The organism is Vibrio sp. 1874 (genome assembly GCF_033344395.1).
Taxonomy (GTDB): domain Bacteria; phylum Pseudomonadota; class Gammaproteobacteria; order Enterobacterales; family Vibrionaceae; genus Vibrio; species Vibrio alginolyticus.
This window is the reverse complement of sequence record NZ_JAWPOR010000004.1, coordinates 312239-332716: the sequence shown is the minus strand read 5'-3', so window position 1 is coordinate 332716 and position 20478 is coordinate 312239. Positions and strand designations below refer to the sequence as shown.

Annotated in this window: 18 protein-coding genes and 1 other annotated feature; of the genes, 14 read left to right on the top strand and 4 right to left on the bottom strand. The window is 44.4% G+C overall.

What is annotated here, in order from left to right; genetic code table 11:
• The first annotated feature begins 69 nt into the window (after positions 1-69).
• Both yeiP and R8N46_RS11355 read left to right on the top strand, forming a co-directional pair.
• On the top strand, positions 70-636 hold the full coding sequence (gene yeiP, locus R8N46_RS11360; protein ID WP_005376801.1) for an elongation factor P-like protein YeiP: 567 nt from the start codon (positions 70-72) through the stop codon (positions 634-636).
• Between the two features lie 2 nt (positions 637-638).
• Entirely contained in the window at positions 639-959 is a 321-nt protein-coding gene (locus tag R8N46_RS11355; protein WP_005376800.1) for an HI1450 family dsDNA-mimic protein, read from the top strand.
• 187 nt (positions 960-1146) lie between these two features.
• Here the strand turns inward: R8N46_RS11355 and rluB are convergent, their stop codons facing one another.
• Positions 1147-2085 (bottom strand): 23S rRNA pseudouridine(2605) synthase RluB, encoded by a 939-nt coding sequence (gene rluB, locus R8N46_RS11350; RefSeq protein WP_005376798.1) that lies wholly within the window; start codon positions 2083-2085, stop codon positions 1147-1149.
• Positions 2086-2650: 565 nt separating this feature from the next.
• Between rluB and R8N46_RS11345 the strand changes: the two genes are divergently transcribed.
• On the top strand, positions 2651-3361 hold the full coding sequence (locus R8N46_RS11345; RefSeq protein ID WP_005376796.1) for a calcium-binding protein: 711 nt from the start codon (positions 2651-2653) through the stop codon (positions 3359-3361).
• Positions 3362-3454: 93 nt separating this feature from the next.
• Here the strand turns inward: R8N46_RS11345 and R8N46_RS11340 are convergent, their stop codons facing one another.
• Both R8N46_RS11340 and rnm read right to left on the bottom strand, forming a co-directional pair.
• A complete protein-coding gene (locus R8N46_RS11340; RefSeq protein WP_005376791.1) occupies positions 3455-4075 on the bottom strand; it encodes an L-threonylcarbamoyladenylate synthase in 621 nt (206 codons plus the stop codon).
• Between the two features lie 59 nt (positions 4076-4134).
• Positions 4135-4992: an RNase RNM gene (gene rnm / locus R8N46_RS11335; RefSeq protein ID WP_005386777.1), complete on the bottom strand. Its 858-nt coding sequence runs from the start codon at positions 4990-4992 to the stop codon at positions 4135-4137.
• A 95-nt stretch (positions 4993-5087) separates the two neighbouring features.
• Here rnm and R8N46_RS11330 point away from each other — a divergent pair, with 95 nt between their 5' ends.
• The 8 genes from R8N46_RS11330 (at position 5088) to R8N46_RS11295 (ending at position 13034) form a co-directional block, all read left to right on the top strand.
• A complete protein-coding gene (locus R8N46_RS11330) occupies positions 5088-5213 on the top strand; it encodes a trp operon leader peptide (RefSeq protein WP_005376787.1) in 126 nt (41 codons plus the stop codon).
• Positions 5160-5263: a sequence feature (Trp leader region), on the top strand. It overlaps the preceding gene by 54 nt.
• Before the next feature lie 126 nt (positions 5264-5389).
• Positions 5390-6955, top strand: coding sequence for an anthranilate synthase component 1 (locus R8N46_RS11325; RefSeq protein ID WP_033905669.1), 1566 nt, complete (start codon positions 5390-5392; stop codon positions 6953-6955).
• A gap of 16 nt (positions 6956-6971) precedes the next feature.
• On the top strand, positions 6972-7580 hold the full coding sequence (locus R8N46_RS11320) for an aminodeoxychorismate/anthranilate synthase component II (protein ID WP_213972436.1): 609 nt from the start codon (positions 6972-6974) through the stop codon (positions 7578-7580).
• A 37-nt stretch (positions 7581-7617) separates the two neighbouring features.
• Positions 7618-8628, top strand: coding sequence for an anthranilate phosphoribosyltransferase (gene trpD / locus R8N46_RS11315; RefSeq protein ID WP_213962758.1), 1011 nt, complete (start codon positions 7618-7620; stop codon positions 8626-8628).
• Between the two features lie 13 nt (positions 8629-8641).
• Positions 8642-10081: a bifunctional indole-3-glycerol-phosphate synthase TrpC/phosphoribosylanthranilate isomerase TrpF gene (gene trpCF / locus R8N46_RS11310; protein WP_213972435.1), complete on the top strand. Its 1440-nt coding sequence runs from the start codon at positions 8642-8644 to the stop codon at positions 10079-10081.
• A 64-nt stretch (positions 10082-10145) separates the two neighbouring features.
• Positions 10146-11336, top strand: coding sequence for a tryptophan synthase subunit beta (trpB, locus tag R8N46_RS11305; protein ID WP_005445041.1), 1191 nt, complete (start codon positions 10146-10148; stop codon positions 11334-11336).
• Positions 11336-12142 (top strand): tryptophan synthase subunit alpha, encoded by an 807-nt coding sequence (gene trpA / locus R8N46_RS11300; RefSeq protein ID WP_213972434.1) that lies wholly within the window; start codon positions 11336-11338, stop codon positions 12140-12142. Before trpB ends, trpA begins: the two co-directional genes overlap by 1 nt.
• Before the next feature lie 196 nt (positions 12143-12338).
• Entirely contained in the window at positions 12339-13034 is a 696-nt protein-coding gene (locus tag R8N46_RS11295; protein WP_005376777.1) for a Crp/Fnr family transcriptional regulator, read from the top strand.
• Between the two features lie 126 nt (positions 13035-13160).
• Here R8N46_RS11295 and R8N46_RS11290 read toward each other — a convergent pair whose 3' ends face one another.
• Positions 13161-14702, bottom strand: a complete 1542-nt coding sequence (locus tag R8N46_RS11290; protein ID WP_054577681.1) for a long-chain-fatty-acid--CoA ligase — start codon at positions 14700-14702, stop codon at positions 13161-13163.
• Between the two features lie 543 nt (positions 14703-15245).
• On the opposite strand from R8N46_RS11290, the gene R8N46_RS11285 reads away from it, so the two are divergent.
• From R8N46_RS11285 to R8N46_RS11275, 3 genes are all read left to right on the top strand, one after another.
• On the top strand, positions 15246-16505 hold the full coding sequence (locus tag R8N46_RS11285; protein ID WP_005376774.1) for a dicarboxylate/amino acid:cation symporter: 1260 nt from the start codon (positions 15246-15248) through the stop codon (positions 16503-16505).
• Positions 16506-16661: 156 nt separating this feature from the next.
• Positions 16662-17846, top strand: a complete 1185-nt coding sequence (locus R8N46_RS11280; protein WP_054730548.1) for an acyl-homoserine-lactone synthase — start codon at positions 16662-16664, stop codon at positions 17844-17846.
• On the top strand, positions 17839-20379 hold the full coding sequence (locus R8N46_RS11275) for a hybrid sensor histidine kinase/response regulator (protein ID WP_104975462.1): 2541 nt from the start codon (positions 17839-17841) through the stop codon (positions 20377-20379). Before R8N46_RS11280 ends, R8N46_RS11275 begins: the two co-directional genes overlap by 8 nt.
• The last annotated feature ends 99 nt before the right edge of the window (positions 20380-20478 follow it).

Sequence of the window (20478 nt, the reverse complement as noted above, 5' to 3'; positions counted from 1 at the left end):
AATGCTAGGCGGCTAACTTAGCGCTATAATCACCGAGTTTTGCTTAATAAGTATGAATAGGAATATACAATGCCAAAGGCAAGTGAAATCAAAAAAGGCTTCGCAATCGAGTCTAATGGTAAAACTCTTCTAGTTAAAGACATCGAAGTAACGACTCCAGGCGGTCGTGGCGGCGCTAAAATCTACAAAATGCGTTGTACAGATCTAAACACGGGCGCACGTGTAGATGAGCGTTACAAGTCTGATGACGTTGTTGAAACGGTAGAAATGAACAAACGTGCAGTTGTGTACTCATACGCTGACGGCGATGAGCACATCTTCATGGATAACGAAGACTACTCACAATACACATTCAAGCACAATGAAGTTGAAGACGACATGCTGTTCATCAACGAAGATACACAAGGTATCCACATTATCCTTGTTAACGGTGCTGCAGTGGGTATTGAACTACCATCTTCTGTTGAACTAGTGATTGAAGAAACTGACCCTTCAATCAAAGGTGCTTCTGCATCTGCTCGCACTAAGCCAGCACGCTTCGCTTCAGGTCTTGTCATCCAGGTTCCTGAGTACATTGCAACTGGTGACCGTGTTATCATTAACACAGCTGAACGTAAATACATGAGCCGAGCATAAGCATGTCTGATTTGATTTCTTACGACGACGTCATCGACGCAGCGTACGACATTTTCCTTGAGATGGCTCCAGATAACCTAGAGCCTGCTGACGTGATTCTGTTTACTGCGCAATTTGAAGATCGTGGTGCCGCAGAACTTGTTGAAACCGGTGATGACTGGGTTGAACATGTTGGCTTCGAGATCGATAAAGAAGTATATGCAGAGGTTCGTATCGGCCTAGTAAATGAGGAAAATGACGTTCTTGATGACGTATTTGCTCGTATGCTAATCAGCCGAGACCCTGAACATAAGTTCTGCCATATGCTTTGGAAACGCGATTAACGTTTCTTCATCATGAACAAAGATACCAGCCTAGTGCTGGTATTTTTTTATCTGCTGTTTTTGTTTAGCTGAGATATTTGTTTATCCAAAACACCCTGCTCTATATCGGCTTTAGATCCTTTTGTTATGTAACAGATAAGAAAAAGGCTTGCCGAATTGGCAAGCCTTTCTGATGTTTTGCTATCGATTAACGATGCTTGTTGCGTGCGCCTTGGTCACCAGCAGTCTTCTTCGGCTTACGACGAGAAGGGTTGTTGCTGCGACCTTTTGGTGTGTTAACACGCTCTTCATGGCGCTTAACTGCGCGACGAATTTTTTGGCTGCGTGCACGCTCACGTTTGCGTGACGTGTTGTCTTTGTTCAGATCAAGCATGGTTTCTTTCTCTGGACGAAGCTCTACAAGCTCACGCAAGTAGTTTACTTCTTTCAGGTCAAGCTCCATCCAACCGCCACGAGGCAGTTTCTTGTCTAAGAAGATGTCGCCGTAACGAACACGTTTCAGACGGCTAACGGTACACTCTTGCGATTCCCATAGTCGACGAACTTCGCGGTTACGACCTTCGTTGATAACAACGTAAAACGTGTGGTTCATGCCTTCACCACCCGCGTAAACAACATCTTCAAAGCGAGCTAAACCGTCTTCCAGTTCAACACCTTTTACTAGATTACGAACTTTCTGTTCAGTTACTTCACCGAACACACGTACTAGGTATTCACGTTCAACTTGGCGGCTTGGGTGCATTAAGCGGTTCGCCAGTTCACCATCCGTTGTGAAAAGTAGAAGACCAGAAGTGTTCGCATCCAGACGACCAACTGAAATCCAACGAGAGCCACGAATTTTTGGCAGACGATCAAAAACAGTACGACGACCTTCTGGATCGTGACGAGTACACAGTTCACCCTCAGGTTTGTAGTACGCAAGTACACGACAAATCACTTCTTCTTGAATCTTTGCAGAGACAATGTGACCATCGATACGAACTACGCTGCTCTCGTCTTCAAGTCTTTCACCAAGCTTAGCGACTACACCGTTCACGCTAACGCGACCAGATTTAATTAACGATTCAATCTCACGACGAGAACCGTGACCAGCACGTGCTAATACTTTTTGTAACTTTTCGCTCATTTATCTACCTATGTGTCGTCTTCACAGACGTCTAGACCAGGATTGGTCTGTATTTTGCTATTTACCCATTTCAGTGGGATTTTTCGGTCGGACATTATACGTAACTTTCTTAGTTAATGTAAGCTAAATCGGCGCCATTCTCCACACCAAAATTCACTTCAAAAATGACCGAAATATTTGTCCTATTCTGCAACTTTTTTACTACTTAAAGCAGGCATTGCTCAACGAGAATCCCACTAATATCGGTCTTCCTGAACCACTTTAACCACGCGGTACCTGATAAAATTGTCAGGGTTACAACAATAACCACTTGGGGTGTGTTTACTGTTCGTATTGCTAGAAAGCAACGAAAAATAAGCCGTCCCTGTTTGCTGCTAAGTAATACCAATCACCGCAGACAATGAGCGCTCATAGCAAAGCAAGGTCGTGGGTAACAAGACAAAAATTGTCTTTAAGTCATTAGTTCACATCAAAAATAACACTAATGCTATCGTGTACTCTGACTCTCTAGGTTCGCTCTGCACTCTCGGCGATTGGCATAAATCAGACAAAAAGGAATAGAACAATGTCTATGCTAAATCTCGACCTAAATTGGATTTTTGGGACATCTCAAGATGACGATATGACAGGCACAAAAGGCTCTGAAACAACCGATATTTTCTTCGGCTTCTGTGGTGATGATAAGTTTGTAGGATACGGAGGTAATGATATTGTCTTCGGTGGCTGGGGAGATGATACCTTGCTTGGTGGCCGAGGTAACGACTTTGTTTCTGGCGGCTTTGGAAACGATTTCCTATCCGGCGGATTAGGAAACGACAAACTCTTTGGTGGCTGCGGCGACGACACAATTTTTGATTATTCAGGCAACAACTACTTGAGTGGTGGCTGGGGTAACGACACGCTCGTTGTTGGTGATGGTGAATCAGTACTGAGCGGTGGCTGTGGAGACGACACCTTCGTGCTTACAAACCGCCTGGCTATTGGTGTACCTGATCAGCCAGTGTCTTCCAACGATATTGATGTTAAAGCCGACATTGTCGATTTTAATATTTTCCATGACAAACTTGTCTTTGATATGGGCCGAGACACTGATAACGATGGCATTCGAGATACGTTCTTGGATTCAGCGGATGATCTGACTTTATCTTACAATGAATGTGGCTGGGCAGTATTCTCAAGTGATGAATACAATGTTGAAGTGACACTAAACGGTGTGAGCTCTGCATACATCAACTATGCAGAACAAAATGGTATCGACATTTTCGATTTCGCTTAACCTCAATCAGTTAAGTTCAATGAGATATTCGATATGATAACAAAAATAGGAGGCGCGATGCCTCCTATTTTGTTTGACGGTGGTGTGCGTCTACTATTCGAATGGTGCAGGGTCACCAGATCCCAAACGAACCACAACAGGTTCACCTTCGCTAAAGTCAATTACAGTCGTAGGTTGTTCACCTAGGTAACCGCCATTAAGAATCACATCAACCGCATGTTCTAGTTTATCGCGAATATCCTCTGGATCAGATTCTGTTACGTCACTGCCAGGTAGAATCAACGACGTAGACATCATCGGCTCACCTAATGCTTCCAACAAGTCCAAGGCAATTTGATTGTCTGGAACACGGATACCGATGGTCTTACGTTTTGCATTCATCAAACGACGCGGCACCTCTTTTGTGCCTTTGAAGATGAAGGTGTAAGGACCTGGTGTGTTATTTTTCAGCAGTCGGAATGCAGAGTTATCCACTCGCGCATAGAGAGAAAGCTCCGACAAATCACGACACAGTAAAGTAAAGTTATGCTTATCATCCAGACGACGAATCTGACAGATTCGTTCCAGTGCCTGTTTGTTCTCCAACTGACAGCCAAGTGCGTACCCTGAATCAGTAGGGTAAACCACAACGCCGCCGTTACGAATGATTGCTACTGCTTGATTAATCAAGCGAGCCTGTGGGTTTTCTGGGTGAACGTAAAAAAACTGGCTCATTGTAATTCCTCATTATCGAGCCTCTCGGCTCTATATTTTTATGGGTTCTCGACTTCGTACTACTGAGTATTATTCAACGAAGGATCTATTCCCCAATCTTTCCAAACTGGTTCGACGCCAGCAGGCAACCATAGGTTCCTTCCTAGCTCCATCCACGGTGATGGGTAGTGAAAATCACTGCCTTGAGAGGCTAATAGTTTGTATTGTATAGCATAATCAGCCAAGTTGCGCCTTTCTTGTTGCGCTTGCTGTGGCTGTGCAACTTCCATCGCATCACCACCCGCTTCGACAAACGCTGCTAGAAGACGCTTAATCCACTTCGCTGTCAACTTATATCTACCAGGATGCGCTAATACCGCCATTCCACCAGCCGCATGGATAGCATCAACCGCATCCTTCATCGAACACCAATTCGGTGGTACATAACCTGGATTATTACGCGTTAGGTATTTTTTAAACACCATTTGCATGGTTTTTGCGTAACCATTATCTACCAACCATTTCGCGAAATGCGCTCTTGTCACTGGAGCATCACCGGCGATTTGCCTTACCTCTTCAAGCACACCTACTCGAGTTGCTTTTTGTAGTCGCTCTGCAATTAACTCAGATCGTGTTATGCGATGCTGCTTCTGCTGTTCTATGAGGGCAGATAATTGTTCATTTTCCGGATCGATATTCAGGCCGACAATATGAATGTCTTTGTTTTGCCAGACGGTCGATATCTCAATGCCATTGATGATTTTTATCGGCAAATTATTATCTTGAACGTATTGCTTAGCTAACGCCAAACCGTCAACCGTATCGTGATCAGTGATCGCCAAAACCTCGATATCAAAACTCAGCGCCCTTTCCACTAAATCTTTAGGTTCTAACCGACCGTCCGATGCAGTGGTGTGACTATGTAAATCAATTCTCATATTTTTATCGTTTTAATGCCGTTTTGGGGTTGACTTTTTACTCTCGCACTAGTTAACTAGTACACAAATACAAAGTACGTAATTTAAGGTTCACCATGTTACAAGAATTTAACCAAAACCAAAAAGCGAAAGTTGCGGTTTGTCTTAATAAGGCAAACTCATCAGATCTTGCTTGGTGGCGCACTTGGACTAGTTCTTGGTGGGCAAACGTATACTTCTAGTTTATAGAACCAAACGTTGTAAAGCCCGCTACTTAAGCGGGCTTTTTTGTTTTGTTGCTCATTTCACATTCAACTGCCTAAACATTAATCGAATATAGCCAACTCTAGATTGGGAGAACGTTTGCTTTATGCGACTATGTACGGCAGGAAGATTTAAACAGCTACAAGGAGGTCTTGTGAACAAGGCCATTGAAATTAAGAAACTTGGACAGCTTGAAGTGTTAACGGCTTCCGTCCCTTATACTCAAGACCCGACTCGCTTGTTCCACACACTATGTGAGAACAAAACTGACAGCCTATTGCTGGAATCTGCTGAGATCGATTCAAAGCAAAATTTAAAATCCCTGCTGATCGTAGATTCAGCGGTTCGCATTGTTTGCTTCGGCCATACCGTTAGCATGCACGCCTTGACCAATAACGGTAAAAACCTACTGTCTCACCTAAACCAGAACATCCGTGGTGACGTTGAGAGCAAGTTCGATGGCGAAACGCTAACTTTGCAGTTTAACCAGCCATGCGACACGTTAGATGAAGACTCTCGCCTACGTGAAGCCTCTTCTTTCGATGCGCTGCGTTTGGTTCAGCATAGTTTTGATATTTCACAGCAAGACAAACACGCAATTTTCCTTGGTGGTCTGTTTGCCTACGACTTAGTCGCAAACTTTGAGCCGCTTGGTAATGCCGAAGCAACAAATCAGTGTCCAGATTACGTTTTCTACGTCGCGGAAACACTACTTGTTGTCGACCATCAAACGGAATCTTGCCAGCTTCAAGCGACGTTGTTTGTTGATGGTTCAGAGAAAACAGCGTTAGAGACTCGTATTGCAGAAATTAGCGCCCAGTGTGCAGCGCCAAAACTGTTGCCGAGTGCAGAGCAAATAACAGATGTAACGGTAGAACCTAGCGTGTCTGATGCAGACTTCTGCCAAACCGTTCGCGACTTAAAAGAGTTCGTAGTGAAAGGCGATGTATTCCAAGTTGTACCGTCTCGTAGATTCACTCTACCTTGTCCTTCTCCACTAGCGGCTTACAAAGAACTGAAACAAAGTAACCCAAGCCCTTACATGTTCTACATGCAAGATGAGCTGTTCACTCTGTTTGGCGCATCACCAGAAAGCGCGCTTAAGTATGAAACCGATACCAACCAAATTGAAATCTACCCAATTGCAGGCACACGTCGCCGTGGTAAACGCCCGAATGGAGAGATCGATTTCGACCTAGACAGCCGCATCGAACTTGAACTGCGCACCGACATGAAAGAAAACGCAGAACACATGATGTTGGTTGACTTGGCACGTAACGACGTCGCTCGTATTGCTCAAGCTGGTACTCGCCATGTAGCAGACCTTCTAAAAGTCGACCGCTACAGCCACGTAATGCACTTGGTGTCTCGTGTGGTTGGTCAACTGCGTGAAGACCTAGACGCGCTGCACGCATACCAAGCATGTATGAACATGGGCACGCTCACTGGTGCACCAAAGATTCGTGCAATGCAGTTGATTCGCGACGTAGAAGGCGCACGACGCGGTAGCTACGGCGGTGCTGTGGGCTACCTAACTGGTGAAGGCACCCTCGACACATGTATCGTAATTCGCTCAGCGTACGTTGAGAACGGTATTGCTCAAGTTCAAGCTGGTGCAGGCGTGGTGTTCGACTCTGATCCACAAGCGGAAGCAGACGAAACGCGCGGCAAAGCACAAGCGGTAATCTCTGCTATCCAAGCAGCGCATAAGTCACAATAAGGAATAGGGTTCAGAGATGGCTAATATCATTTTTATCGACAACTTTGACTCGTTCACCTACAACCTTGTGGATCAATTCCGCTCGCTAGGTCACTCAGTCAAGATTTACCGAAACAACATCCCAGCAGAAACCATTGAACAAGCGGTAAACGAGCTTGATAACCCGGTGGCTCTACTATCGCCAGGTCCTGGTGCACCGTCAGAGGCAGGCTCAATGCCTGAGCTTATCCAACGCATGAAAGGCAAAGTGCCGATGATCGGTATTTGTCTTGGTCACCAAGCGATTGTTGAAGCTTACGGTGGCACCGTTGCTGGCGCGGGCGAAATCATTCACGGTAAGGTCTCTATGATGGAGCACCAAAACCATGCGATTTACCAGAACCTACCATCACCACTTGCAATTGCACGTTACCATTCGCTGGTTGCGACCAAGGTTCCTGAGAGCCTAACCATCACAGCAGAAGTGGATGACTTGGTAATGTCTGTTGTACATGAAGAAGATAAAGTTTGCGGGTTCCAGTTCCACCCGGAATCTATTATGACGACCTACGGAGCAACACTGTTGGCCAATGCCATTGAATGGGCACTTGAAGAACAGACTTCAGCGACCCCACTCACTGCTTAAAAAGCACTTGGCACATAAGAAATTTAGGAGAGGAAATATGGAAGCAATCATCAACCCTATTATTACCAAACTGTACGAGCAAGAATCGCTTACTCAGGAAGAGAGCCAACAGCTATTCGACATTATTATCCGTGGTGAACTAGATCCAATTTTGATGGCGTCAGCGCTGACTGCACTAAAAATCAAAGGCGAAACGCCAGACGAAATTGCAGGCGCTGCAAAAGCACTGCTGGCAAACGCAAACCCATTCCCTCGTCCAGATTATGATTTCGCGGATATCGTAGGTACTGGCGGCGACGGTCACAACACCATCAACATTTCAACCACTGCGGCGTTTGTTGCTGCAGCATGTGGTCTAAAAGTAGCGAAACACGGTAACCGCAGCGTTTCAAGCAAATCGGGTTCTTCTGACCTTCTTGATTCATTTGGTATCAACCTAGCTATGAGCGCAGAAGATACGCGCAAAGCGGTAGACGATATCGGTGTTGCTTTCCTATTTGCACCTCAATACCACGGTGGTGTGCGCCATGCGATGCCAGTGCGTCAAACCATGAAAACACGCACCATCTTTAACATTCTTGGCCCACTGATTAACCCTGCTCGTCCTAACATCGAATTGATGGGCGTTTACAGTGAAGAACTGGTTCGTCCTATCGCAGAAACCATGCTACAAATGGGTATGAAGCGCGCCGCTGTAGTACACGGCAGTGGTTTGGACGAAGTAGCAATTCACGGTGAAACAACCGTTGCCGAAATCAAAGACGGTAAGATCACAGAATACAAATTAACGCCTGCAGACTTCGGTCTAGAAACGCACCCACTAGAAGCAATCAAAGGTGGCGATCCTGAAGAAAACAAAGCGATCATTACCAATATTCTGACGGGTAAAGGGACAGACGCACAGTTGGGTGCAGTGGCAGTAAACGTTGCTCTGCTAATGCGTCTATTCGGCCACGAAGATTTAAAAGCCAACACGCAACAAGCGATTGAGGCAATGAATTCAGGCAAGGCGTACCAATTGGTACAACAACTTGCCGCACACGCTTAAGGAATTGAAGAAGATGACTGACTTCAACACTCAGCAAGCTGACAACCTGTCTGAACACGTTTCTAAGAAAGAAGCAGAAATGGCAGAAGTACTGGCGAAAATTGTCCGCGACAAATATCAGTGGGTAGCAGACCGTAAGGTGTCTCAACCGCTAAGCACATTTCAGTCTGATTTGCAGCCATCGGACCGCAGCTTCTATGATGCTCTGAGTGGCGAAAAGACGGCCTTCATCACCGAATGTAAGAAGGCATCTCCTTCTAAAGGTTTGATTCGTGATCACTTCGACTTGGATTACATTGCATCGGTTTACAACAACCACGCAGATGCAATTTCAGTCCTAACAGACGAGAAGTACTTCCAAGGTAACTTTGATTTTCTTCCTCAAGTACGTGGTCAAGTCAAACAACCCGTTCTGTGCAAAGACTTCATGGTAGATAGCTACCAAGTTTACCTAGCACGTCATTACAGTGCTGATGCCGTGCTACTGATGCTTTCTGTCCTGAATGACGAAGAGTACAAAGCGCTAGAGGAAGCAGCACACAGCCTGAACATGGGTATCTTGACCGAAGTCAGCAACGAAGAAGAGCTTCATCGTGCCGTTAAGCTGGGCGCACGCGTTATCGGCATCAATAACCGTAACCTTCGCGACCTAAGTACTGATTTGAATCGTACAAAAGAACTGGCACCGACTATTCGCGAACTGGCTCCTAACGCAACAGTAATCTCAGAATCTGGCATTTATACCCATCAACAAGTTCGTGATTTAGCAGAATTCGCAGACGGCTTCTTGATTGGTAGTTCGCTGATGGCGGAAGACAACCTTGAACTTGCAGTACGTAAAGTGACGCTGGGTGAAAACAAAGTCTGTGGTCTTACTCATCCAGATGACGCAGCGAAAGCGTATCAAGCTGGTGCGGTATTTGGTGGCCTGATTTTTGTCGAGAAGTCGAAGCGTGCGGTTGACCTTGAAGGTGCTCGCTTAACCATGAGCGGTGCTCCTCTGAATTATGTAGGCGTTTTCCAAAATCACGATATCGATTTTGTTGCTTCTGTCGTGACCTCTTTGGGTTTAAAAGCGGTGCAACTGCACGGTCAAGAAGACCAAGCTTACGTAAACCAACTCAAAGCCGAACTGCCAGCAGCAGTAGAAATTTGGAAAGCTTACGGCGTGACTGATGCCAAGCCAGAACTGCTAGCAGACAACATTGACCGCCATCTATTAGATGCGCAAGTTGGCACTCAAACCGGCGGTACCGGCCAAGTGTTCGACTGGTCACTGATCGGCGATCCAAGTCAAATTATGCTAGCGGGCGGACTGTCGCCAGAAAATGCTCAACAAGCAGCGACACTAGGTTGCTCGGGATTAGATTTAAACTCTGGTGTAGAAAGCGCACCAGGCAAAAAAGATTCACAGAAGTTGCTCGCGGCATTCACCGCTATTCGCAGCTACTAAAGCTGGATATCAGCTAAAAAATTTAAAGCTATTCGTAGCGAAAAATACGAGAAGGAATATAACGATGGCAAAACTGAATGCCTACTTTGGCGAATACGGCGGTCAGTACGTTCCGCAAATTCTAGTTCCAGCACTGGAGCAACTAGAGCAAGCGTTTATCGACGCGCAAGAAGATCCAGAATTCCGCAGCGAATTCATGACGCTTCTTCAAGAGTATGCGGGCCGCCCAACGGCTTTAACTCTAACTCGTAACCTAACCAAAGGTACGAAAACCAAACTGTACCTAAAACGTGAAGACCTACTTCACGGTGGTGCCCACAAGACTAACCAAGTGTTGGGTCAAGCGCTACTTGCGAAACGCATGGGCAAAAACGAAATTATCGCTGAAACTGGCGCAGGTCAACACGGTGTTGCAACCGCACTAGCATGTGCACTGCTTGGCCTTAAGTGTCGCGTGTACATGGGTGCAAAAGACGTTGAGCGTCAAAGCCCGAACGTATTCCGTATGAAGCTTATGGGCGCAGAAGTTATTCCTGTCCACTCGGGTTCAGCGACACTTAAAGATGCATGTAACGAAGCGCTACGCGACTGGTCTGCAACTTATGAAGATGCGCACTACCTACTAGGTACAGCGGCAGGTCCTCACCCATTCCCAACGATCGTGCGTGACTTCCAACGCATGATCGGTGAAGAAACGAAGAATCAGATTTTGGCACGTGAAGGCCGTCTTCCTGATGCGGTTATCGCATGTGTGGGCGGTGGTTCAAACGCGATTGGTATGTTTGCTGACTTCATCGAAGAAGAAAGCGTTCGCCTAATTGGTGTTGAGCCAGCAGGTAAAGGTATCGATACTGACCAGCACGGTGCACCACTTAAACACGGTAAAACGGGCATCTTCTTTGGTATGAAAGCGCCATTGATGCAAGATCCAAACGGTCAGGTTGAAGAGTCATACTCTGTCTCTGCTGGTCTTGATTTCCCTTCAGTTGGTCCACAGCACGCACATCTAAACGCAATTGGCCGTGCTGAATATGACAACGTGACGGATGATGAAGCACTAGAAGCATTCCAAGAAATTGCGCGTCACGAAGGTATCATCCCTGCTCTAGAATCTTCTCACGCACTGGCTCATGCACTGCGTATGGCTCGTGAGAATCCAGAAAAAGAGCAATTATTGGTCGTTAACCTATCAGGTCGTGGTGACAAAGACATCTTCACCGTACACGCCATCTTAGAAGAAAAAGGAGCAATCTAATGAGCCGTTATGAGAAGATGTTTGCGCGCCTAAACGAAAAGAACCAAGGCGCATTTGTACCGTTCGTAACGGTTTGCGATCCAAACGCAGAGCAGTCTTACAAAATCATGGAAACACTGGTTGAGTCTGGCGCAGATGCCCTTGAACTTGGTATTCCATTCTCAGATCCGCTAGCCGATGGCCCAACCATCCAAGGCGCTAACATTCGCGCGTTAGATTCAGGTGCAACACCAGATATCTGCTTCGAGCAAATCGGTAAGATCCGAGCTAAGTACCCAGAGTTGCCTATTGGTCTTCTGATGTACGCGAACCTTGTTTACTCTCGTGGTATCGAGAACTTCTATGAGCGTTGTGCAAAAGCAGGCATCGATTCTGTTTTGATTGCAGACGTACCAACTAATGAAAGTACTGAGTTCGTTGCGGCTGCAGAGAAGTTTGATATTCACCCAATCTTCATCGCACCACCAACAGCAAGTGATGAAACACTGAAGCAAGTATCAGAGTTAGGTGGCGGCTACACTTACCTACTCTCTCGTGCAGGTGTTACTGGCGCAGAAACCAAAGCAAACATGCCTGTAGGTCATATGCTCGATAGACTGAGCCAATTTGATGCACCACCAGCGCTACTTGGTTTTGGCATCTCTGAGCCTGCACAGGTGAAACAAGCACTAGAATCTGGTGCGGCTGGTGCAATTTCTGGTTCAGCCGTGGTCAAAATCATTGAAGCGAACGTTGAGCAGCCACAAATTATGCTCGACAAGCTAGGTGAATTCGTTTCTGCAATGAAAGCTGCCACTCAAAAATAATTTCAGTTTGATATGACACAACAACGCCCGCTTAACATTATGTTTAGTGGGCGTTTTCTTACTATCGCGTTTATACCACGTCATTTTTTGTTCAACGCCCGCACTTTCCAAATCTATCTCAAGCAGAGCACTCAAAGAGTGTTAAGCTTGGGTCACTTAACTAACTCAATAAAGCAATGTGCAGTAAGGTTGCTACATGGAAGAAGTCAAAACACTGCTAGCCAAATGTCCTGTACTATCAGGGCTGCCAGATAAAGGGCTCAGTGAAGCAGCGCAAATGACTAAGGTTCGCTGCTTCGACGAAAAAGCACTGATTTGCAATAAAGGTGCACTTCAATCTTCTCTTATGGTCATAGCTCAAGGTGCAGTGAGAGTGAACTCAATTAGTTCAAAAGGCAAAGAAGTCACACTGATGATTTTCGAAGCTGGTGGCTGGTTTGGAGACAATGTTTTTTCTCCAGGTATGCCTCGTATTTTTGGTGCGACCGCGCATTCGGACGTGACTGTAATGGAGCTTCCTGGAGATAAATTTCGCCAGTTACTCGCCAAATACCCTCAAAGTTACCCCACTATACTCGACTTACTTAGCCGCCGTTTATGGTCTGCTATTTCTGTTATCGAAGATGACGCGATTAGAGGAATTGAAGAACGAGTCGCCAAAAGGTTGTTGCTGCTTGCTGAATACCAACTTAATCAAGCGATCGATACTCGACCATGCGTTGTCAGGGTAACAAGAGAACATATCGCTAACATGATGGGGCTAACTCGTCAGAGTGTACACAAGATACTAAAACGATTAGAAAGTATCGGGATGCTAGAGCTAAACTATGGCTCAGTAACCATTACCAATCCGAAGCGCTTAGAAGAATACTTTAAAGAACTCGAGCAATAGATCCATTCAACAAACGGTAAGTATTGTCTAACGATAGCTAAAAAACTTATGCATCTAATTGGTCAAGAGCACAACACCATTTGCGCTTAGGCAAGTGGCGCTGTGACACAAAAACCATTGAATTGACTAAGCTATATTCAATTCAGATTTCAACTCACGTTTCAAAATCTTTCCTGTCGCACTCATCGGGAGGTGTTCACGAATTTCGACATAACGAGGATACTTAAACGAGGCTAATTGCTCTTTACCCCACTTATGTAATGAATCGGCGTCAATGTATTCTTTTGGTTTAAGTACAACGTAGGCTTTTATCTCTTCGCCATACTCTTCATTTGGAATCCCTATCACCGCTACCATTGAAACTGCAGGATGAGTCATGAAAACTTCTTCAATTTCTCTGGGATAAACATTAAATCCACCTCGAATGATCAGATCTTTCATTCTATCGACAATAAATAAATTACCTGAACTGTCAAAGCGGCCCACATCACCAGTATGGAACCAACCATTTTGTAGCGCAGATTCAGTAACTTCTGGGCGGTCAAGATATCCCTTCATAACATTATGACCACGCACAACAATCTCACCTTCTTCGCCTATCGGTAGTGCATTGCCTTCAATGTCGATAACTCTTACTTCGACGCCTTGAACCGGTTGACCTACCGAGCCTGGTATTCGCTCCTGATCTAAATGATTAAAACATGCAATAGGACTTGTCTCCGACAACCCGTATCCTTCTAAGATCGGCACATTAAATGTTTCTTCAAAGGTTCGAAAGATTTCGGTTGGTAATGGCGCACCACCGCTTACTGCAACACGCAATGACGAGGTATCAAATTGATGCTGCACATGAAGCAGACCGATGTACATCGTTGGCACACCAGCAAATATCGTCACCCTATGTTTTTCCACCAGCTCAAGAACATGTTTAGGCTCAAACCTAGGCACTAACACCAATGTTGCCCCGCCCAAAACACTAGCATTTAAGTGGACGGTTTGACCAAATGTATGAAATAAAGGCAAAGTTACTAAGTGAATATCATCGGCCTGGCTGCCCATAATGTTTTGTGCCACCAGAGCGTTCATTATGATGTTCTGCTGAGTCAGTTCAGCGCCTTTTGGTAAGCCTGTCGTCCCTGATGTATACAAAATCACACATGTATCATCCGCATTACGCGGTATATAATCCGGCAACGGTTGGACATCGGCTATAAACGCATTGAGAGTTATTACACCATTCCAATAGCTTTCATCTTGAGATTGAGTCAATACGACTATGCCTTCGCATGTATCGACTTGTTCAAAGGCTTTGACACCCTCTTTTGCCATTGGCAGTTCTTTCGTCCCTTCAAAGCAGAAATAAAACTTCGCTTTTGAATCTTCTAAGTGATACTTAATTTCTCGCGCTTTCAAAAGCACATTTAATGGGACTGCAACCGCGCCAGCTTTTTGTATTGCATAATAAACAAACGCGAAAAAAGGAATGTTTGGGCATGAAATCGCAACGCGGTCACCTGGCTTTACGCCTTTATTGATTAAAGACGCTGCGATCTTGCCGGCGATCGCATCAAACTGCGCATAATTTATCTTTTCAGTGCCACATATCAACGCCGTTTTATCTGGTTTACTCGCAGCATTTCTTTGTAACGCAGCAGCAAGATTCATCATAGTCTCTTCACCTCTTACTTGTCTTTCTCGTCTAATCAGCTCAGGAGCATTAACTAAGCAAGTTATCTCTAACACTGGATCGTCAGCATTTGAGTCTCACCAGTCATTACAATTTAACATTATGTTTACAACGCAATTAGAGCCAAGAATGTAAAGCAATTAACATTTCAGAAGGCAAATTAATAAAAGTGTGAGCTTGAAAGAGATGAATTGTTATAAATATCAACCCAAGTCACTAAAAACTCTGACTGCAATAGCAAATACAAAAGCGGTTAAAATTAACAAAAAGAAAACAAATAAAGAAAAATAAACTTGAACAATCCTAAGCGCGACCCTTATAAGAAAAATCAATAGCAAACGTTTGCCATTGAACAAAACTTTATCGTTCGTCAATAAAATATCGATTAATCCATCAATAATACCTTGCTGCATATTGCCAATTGTAAACGATAAGTGTAAAAAGCAAGGCGAGATAATTATCCGTAAATCCATTTATGGTTAGTGGGTAATTTTAGGATTTTACATTTTATTAGCACAGAGGTTATGGAAGTGTTAAAAGAAAAGAGTTTGCTAAACAACATTGGCGTACAAGTCGTAATCGCCATGATCGTGGGCACAGCCGTTGGTGCCATGATGGGTCATGATGCGACAGTGTTCGCTCCTTTAGGTGCTATCTTTATCAACTTAATCAAAATGTTGGTTATTCCTTTGGTCGCTGTAGCCTTGATTTCTGGCGCCGCTGGTCTTGGGAACAGCCAGTCAGCAGGTAAAGTTGGCATCGTCACTCTAGGTTATTTTGGTTTAACATCCGCCCTAGCCGTTGCGCTTGCACTATTTATGGGTGAAGTATTCCAACCAGGCATGGGTATCGACGTCTCTGGCGTTGAAGGCATGTTCTCAGCAGAATACGCTTCAAAAGGTGAACTACCTACTTTCTGGGCAACCATCACTGGTATGATCCCAACCAACGTTTTCCAATCACTAAATGAAGCAAACATCCTACAGATCCTCGTTTTCTGTATGTTCTTTGGTATTGCGATTTCTAAGCAAGCAAAAGAGCGTCGTGAACCAATCATCAATGGTGTTAACTGCATCGTTGACGCAATGGTTTGGATGATCAACAAAGTAATGATCATTGCACCTATCGGTGTATTTGGTCTGATGGCAGAAGCCGTCGGTACGTTCGGTTTTGGTGCGCTAATGGTGGTGTTTAAACTGTTCGTTGTTTACGTTGCCGCCATCCTAATCTTCGGTTTCGTTGTTTACCCAGCAATGGTGCATGTTTTCACGAAGACATCTGCGAAGAAATTCCTGTCTTCAATGAAGAAACCGCAAGCAGTTGCGCTTTCAACAGCGTCTTCTATGGCAACACTGCCTGTTACAATGGACACCTGTGAAAAAGAGCTGGGCGTAAAAAATTCAACTGCATCATTTGTTCTGCCTCTAGGCGCAACGATCAACATGTCAGGTAATGCGATTTACTATGGCTTGGTTGCTATCTTCTTTGCTCAACTGTTCAATATCGATCTAGGCATGGGCGCTTACATTGCAATTATCGTAACGTCTACATTGGGTGCGGTTGGTCAAGCGGGTGTTCCTGGCCCTTCTTTCCTAGTGGTTGCCGTGCTTCTTGCCGCTGGCATTCCAATTGAAGGTCTACCGCTGCTATTCGCTCTTGACCGTATTTTCGATATGATTCGTACAGCACTGAACATCACAGGTGATGCTGCATGTGCAGTTATCGTTGATGCGCTAATTGAAGAAGAAACGGCAGAAGCTGAGCTAAAAAAGCAAGAAGCCTAACCCTTTCTTGAATAGACCAAAAACCGCTCATAATGAGCGGTTTTTTTGTCTTTTCTTGCATTACGTAACTATACAAATAGAAACCGATGGCATAAATTTTTCAAAATGATATAAACCATTACAAAATATAACAAAACGTTAGAGCTAGGTTATATCATGAGTCTTGAGCAATCTTTGGAATATCTCACCAAAATAAATTTGCCGATCGAATCAAAGCAGCAGGCCCTGGTTGACTCAGTTATTCTTACCCTAACGAAACAAAAACGAGATGCTCTTTTTCAACAGGTTGCTCTGTATCGAATAAAACTGCTTAAATCTCTCTTTCCTAAACACGCATCAAAAAGTCTTTCTGCACTATTTGAGTTAATGGATTATCGAGATTTAGTGCAACAGTATCCGACAGGTTTCTCCAAAGAGATTCGTTTACTTGAACAACTTGCCGCAGATTGTTACCCGCATTGGATGGTTTTCTGGTGTCAATGCGAGATCGAAGCAATCAAGCAAAAATATCCTTCAAACGAAGCTGCGATTCCTACTCCGCTTCCGTTTGACGACCACAGCTATACTAGCGTGTTAATTGAAGATATCGCAGATTGCGATCTTGAGGTAATGCTGCCAAATCATGCAGCGTTAATGCCGATTTCCGAAGCGATCACACTGAGTAATCTTGAGCTTTTCGTCCAAACTGAACAATGGTTTGAAATCTTGCCTCTTTTATCACTCTCGCAAAAAGGGCAGCACTTTGCCCTCTTGCTCAAATCGTCATCTTCACCAATCATGGTCTCCTCCGCTTTAGTGCAAAGCTGGCATCAACGAAATAACTGGCTCAGTTACTCACCACAGTTTAGTAACGAACAATGGCAGTTTTGCTTTCCTAATCATGGGTACAGTGTTCTCAATCAACTGGGTATTTTGGAGTGTCGTGCTCTAACTCATGAGCACACTCTTATTGAGTTTGATGCTCAGTTTCAATCTCGTGTAAAGAACAGTGAAGCGGTTTGCGAAGTACTGCGTCTTACGGTGGGAGGCAACATTCAACAAAAGCTGTATTTTTTGTATCTGGCGCAAAAAACTATGATGAGCGAGCTCTATAAAGCAGGCTATAAGCTCGGCTTTACCATTATTGAGCAAGTATTTATGTTAAATTTCTATCAATCTATTGATTTAAGTGCCTACTTTCACTCAGGATACCGCGACATTAACGGTGACGGTACCAAGACATACCGCGGTTTCTGGAATTTAGGTATGATGGTTGAAGCATTTCAAGACATACAATTTCGCGACTACAAACATTGCGTACGAACAAAAAGAATGGATAAAAAGGTGAATGAGCATGCTTGATGTTCATTTGCACGGTCTCTTTTACCCAAAAGCAATGGCATTGTACGCGACTGTACTAATAGTATTCGCTTGGCTACTGTATTACTGCTATCGCCTAAAACAGAAGAGTGAATCAATCTTAGGCTCGCATCACGCGCCTTACATCGCTTATTCCAGCTGTATCATTGTTTGGATAAGCAGCAACGCCTATTTCCATACCGATTTATTGCCAGAATTAGGCTCTGTTGGTGGCATTTTTATGGCTAAGTTAGCGAACTTAGCGTCTTTTTTCGCCTTTGCGTTTGCATTCTATTTTTCTTGCCAGTTAACCGCAGATGTTAAAAAAACAGCGGTCAAAGTCTGGCAAAAAGTCGTCTTTGTCGCACTAGCAACGTATTCACTGTACATCAACTTAGTGCCGAATCTTACTGTCGAAAATGTCACCATTAGTGGTCCAAGCCAGTTCGTCATTGAATTTGGCCCACATACCTCATATTTTTTCATTAGTTTGCTAGCTTTCGTGGTACTAACGCTGCTTAACTTGATTGCCATGCGCGCTAACAGCAGCAAGCTCACGCTAGCAAAAAGCAACTATATGATCGCTGGCATTTTGGTATTCATGTTATCTACGGCAGTGATACACCTTGGAATGACGTATTTCCTTGGCGACTTCTCCCTAACTTGGTTACCACCAGCACTTTCAATCAGCGAAATGTTGTTTGTCGGCTATGCCCTACTTACCTCTCGCTTCTACAGCGCTAAATATCTCACGTACTTAACGGTAAGCGCGCTCTTAGTCTGCGCCATTTTTGTTCTGCCGCTAGGGGCGATATTTATTCCTATCTCTGAAGATAACCAATGGCTTGTTGCGGTACCTTTATGTGCGCTTATCGGTATCACTTGGCACTTGCTTTTTAAGCGAGTCAGTCGTTTCGCTTCGTATTTTATTTATGGGAAACGACACACTCCCGTTCAGCAAATCCTTGGGTTAGAGGAAGAGTTTAAACGCTCAATAGATGATGCTATGCATCAGTTGGCATCGTTACTTAACATACCAAACAACAAGCTACAGCTAGTCACTAGCAATTACACAGAAACGTTTTACGAAGAGTACCTGCCGTCAAGCAAGTCAGTTCTCGTGCTTGATGAGTTGTCTGAAGAAATTGATTATGCCTCCTCTTCTAAAGGGTCTATGAGAAAGCTCTACGAGCGTATGCGCTCAAGCAATACTGCGCTCGTTATGCCTCTCTTCGGTCGTGGAAAGTCTGTTACTCACTTACTAATTTCTTCACATAAAATAGATAATAAGCTGTTTTCTAATGAAGAAATCTCAGCTCTGCAAACGTTATTAGTTCGCATCCAGAGCACCATTGAAGCCGATAGAAAGGTACGCCAAAGCCGTGCGCTGGCTAACTCCATTGCACATGAAATGCGTAACCCTCTCGCTCAAGTACAATTACAATTTGAAGCTTTAAAACAGCATATAGAGTCAAACGCCTCACTGGATACGCTAAAAAGAGAAATTGATAAAGGTGAAGCCGCTATACAACGCGGTAGACAACTTATCGATATTATTTTACGAGAAGTTAGCGACAGTTCACCAGAGCATGAGCCTTTAGCTCTCACTTCCATACATAAAGCCATCGACCAAGCAGTAAGCCGTTATGGTTTTGAAAACGATCAAATAATAGAGAGAATTAACCTGCCACAGGCACACGATTTTGTCGCGAAGTTAAATGAGACCCTGTTTAACTTTGTCATTTTCAATTTGATTCGTAACGCTATCTACTATTTTGATTCTTATCCCGACAGTCAAATTGAGATTCGTACCCAGACGGGGGCTTACGAAAACATTCTGATCTTCCGAGATAGTGGGCCAGGTATAGATAGCAGTATCTTACACAAGATATTTGATGACTTTTTCTCGTATCAAAAAAGCGGAGGCAGTGGCTTAGGTTTGGGCTATTGCCAACGTGTTATGCGCTCCTTCGGAGGACGAATAGAGTGCCAGTCTGAATTGAACGAGTTCACAGAATTCTACTTGTATTTCCCAGTCGTACCAAACGCACCAAAACCAGAGACATTAAGAGCACCGGACTTTGATAGCTGGAAAGCAACTGCATCACATTTTGAAAATCATTCAGCTCAACACGTACAAGTATCTAAAGATGCACCAACAGTGCTCATTGTTGATGACAAAGAGGTGCAACGCACCTTGGTACAGATGTATTTAAAAAGGCTGGGAGTCAACAGCTTACAAGCAAATAATGGAGCCTCTGCGGTAGAACTATTCCACTCTCACAAGATTGATCTCGTTCTTATGGATGTCCAAATGCCGGTAATGAATGGATTTGACGCAAGCCAACGGATTAAGCAAATCACATCCTCCGTTCCAATCATTGCCTTATCTGGTGAGTCTGGAGCTAGAGAGTTGGAGCTAATTTCGAAACTCATGGATGACAGACTCGAAAAGCCCACCACGTTAAATGCACTTCAAGTCGTCATCCAAAGATGGTTACAGAACGAGAATTTTGCACCTTCCAACACTTTTTAATCTGCAAATATAGAATTGGCACTAGATGTGCATTATTGGAGTAAATCGAATTATCCAGAAGGTCAAGCAGGCTACAAAAGAGTAGCGTATGAGCTTGAT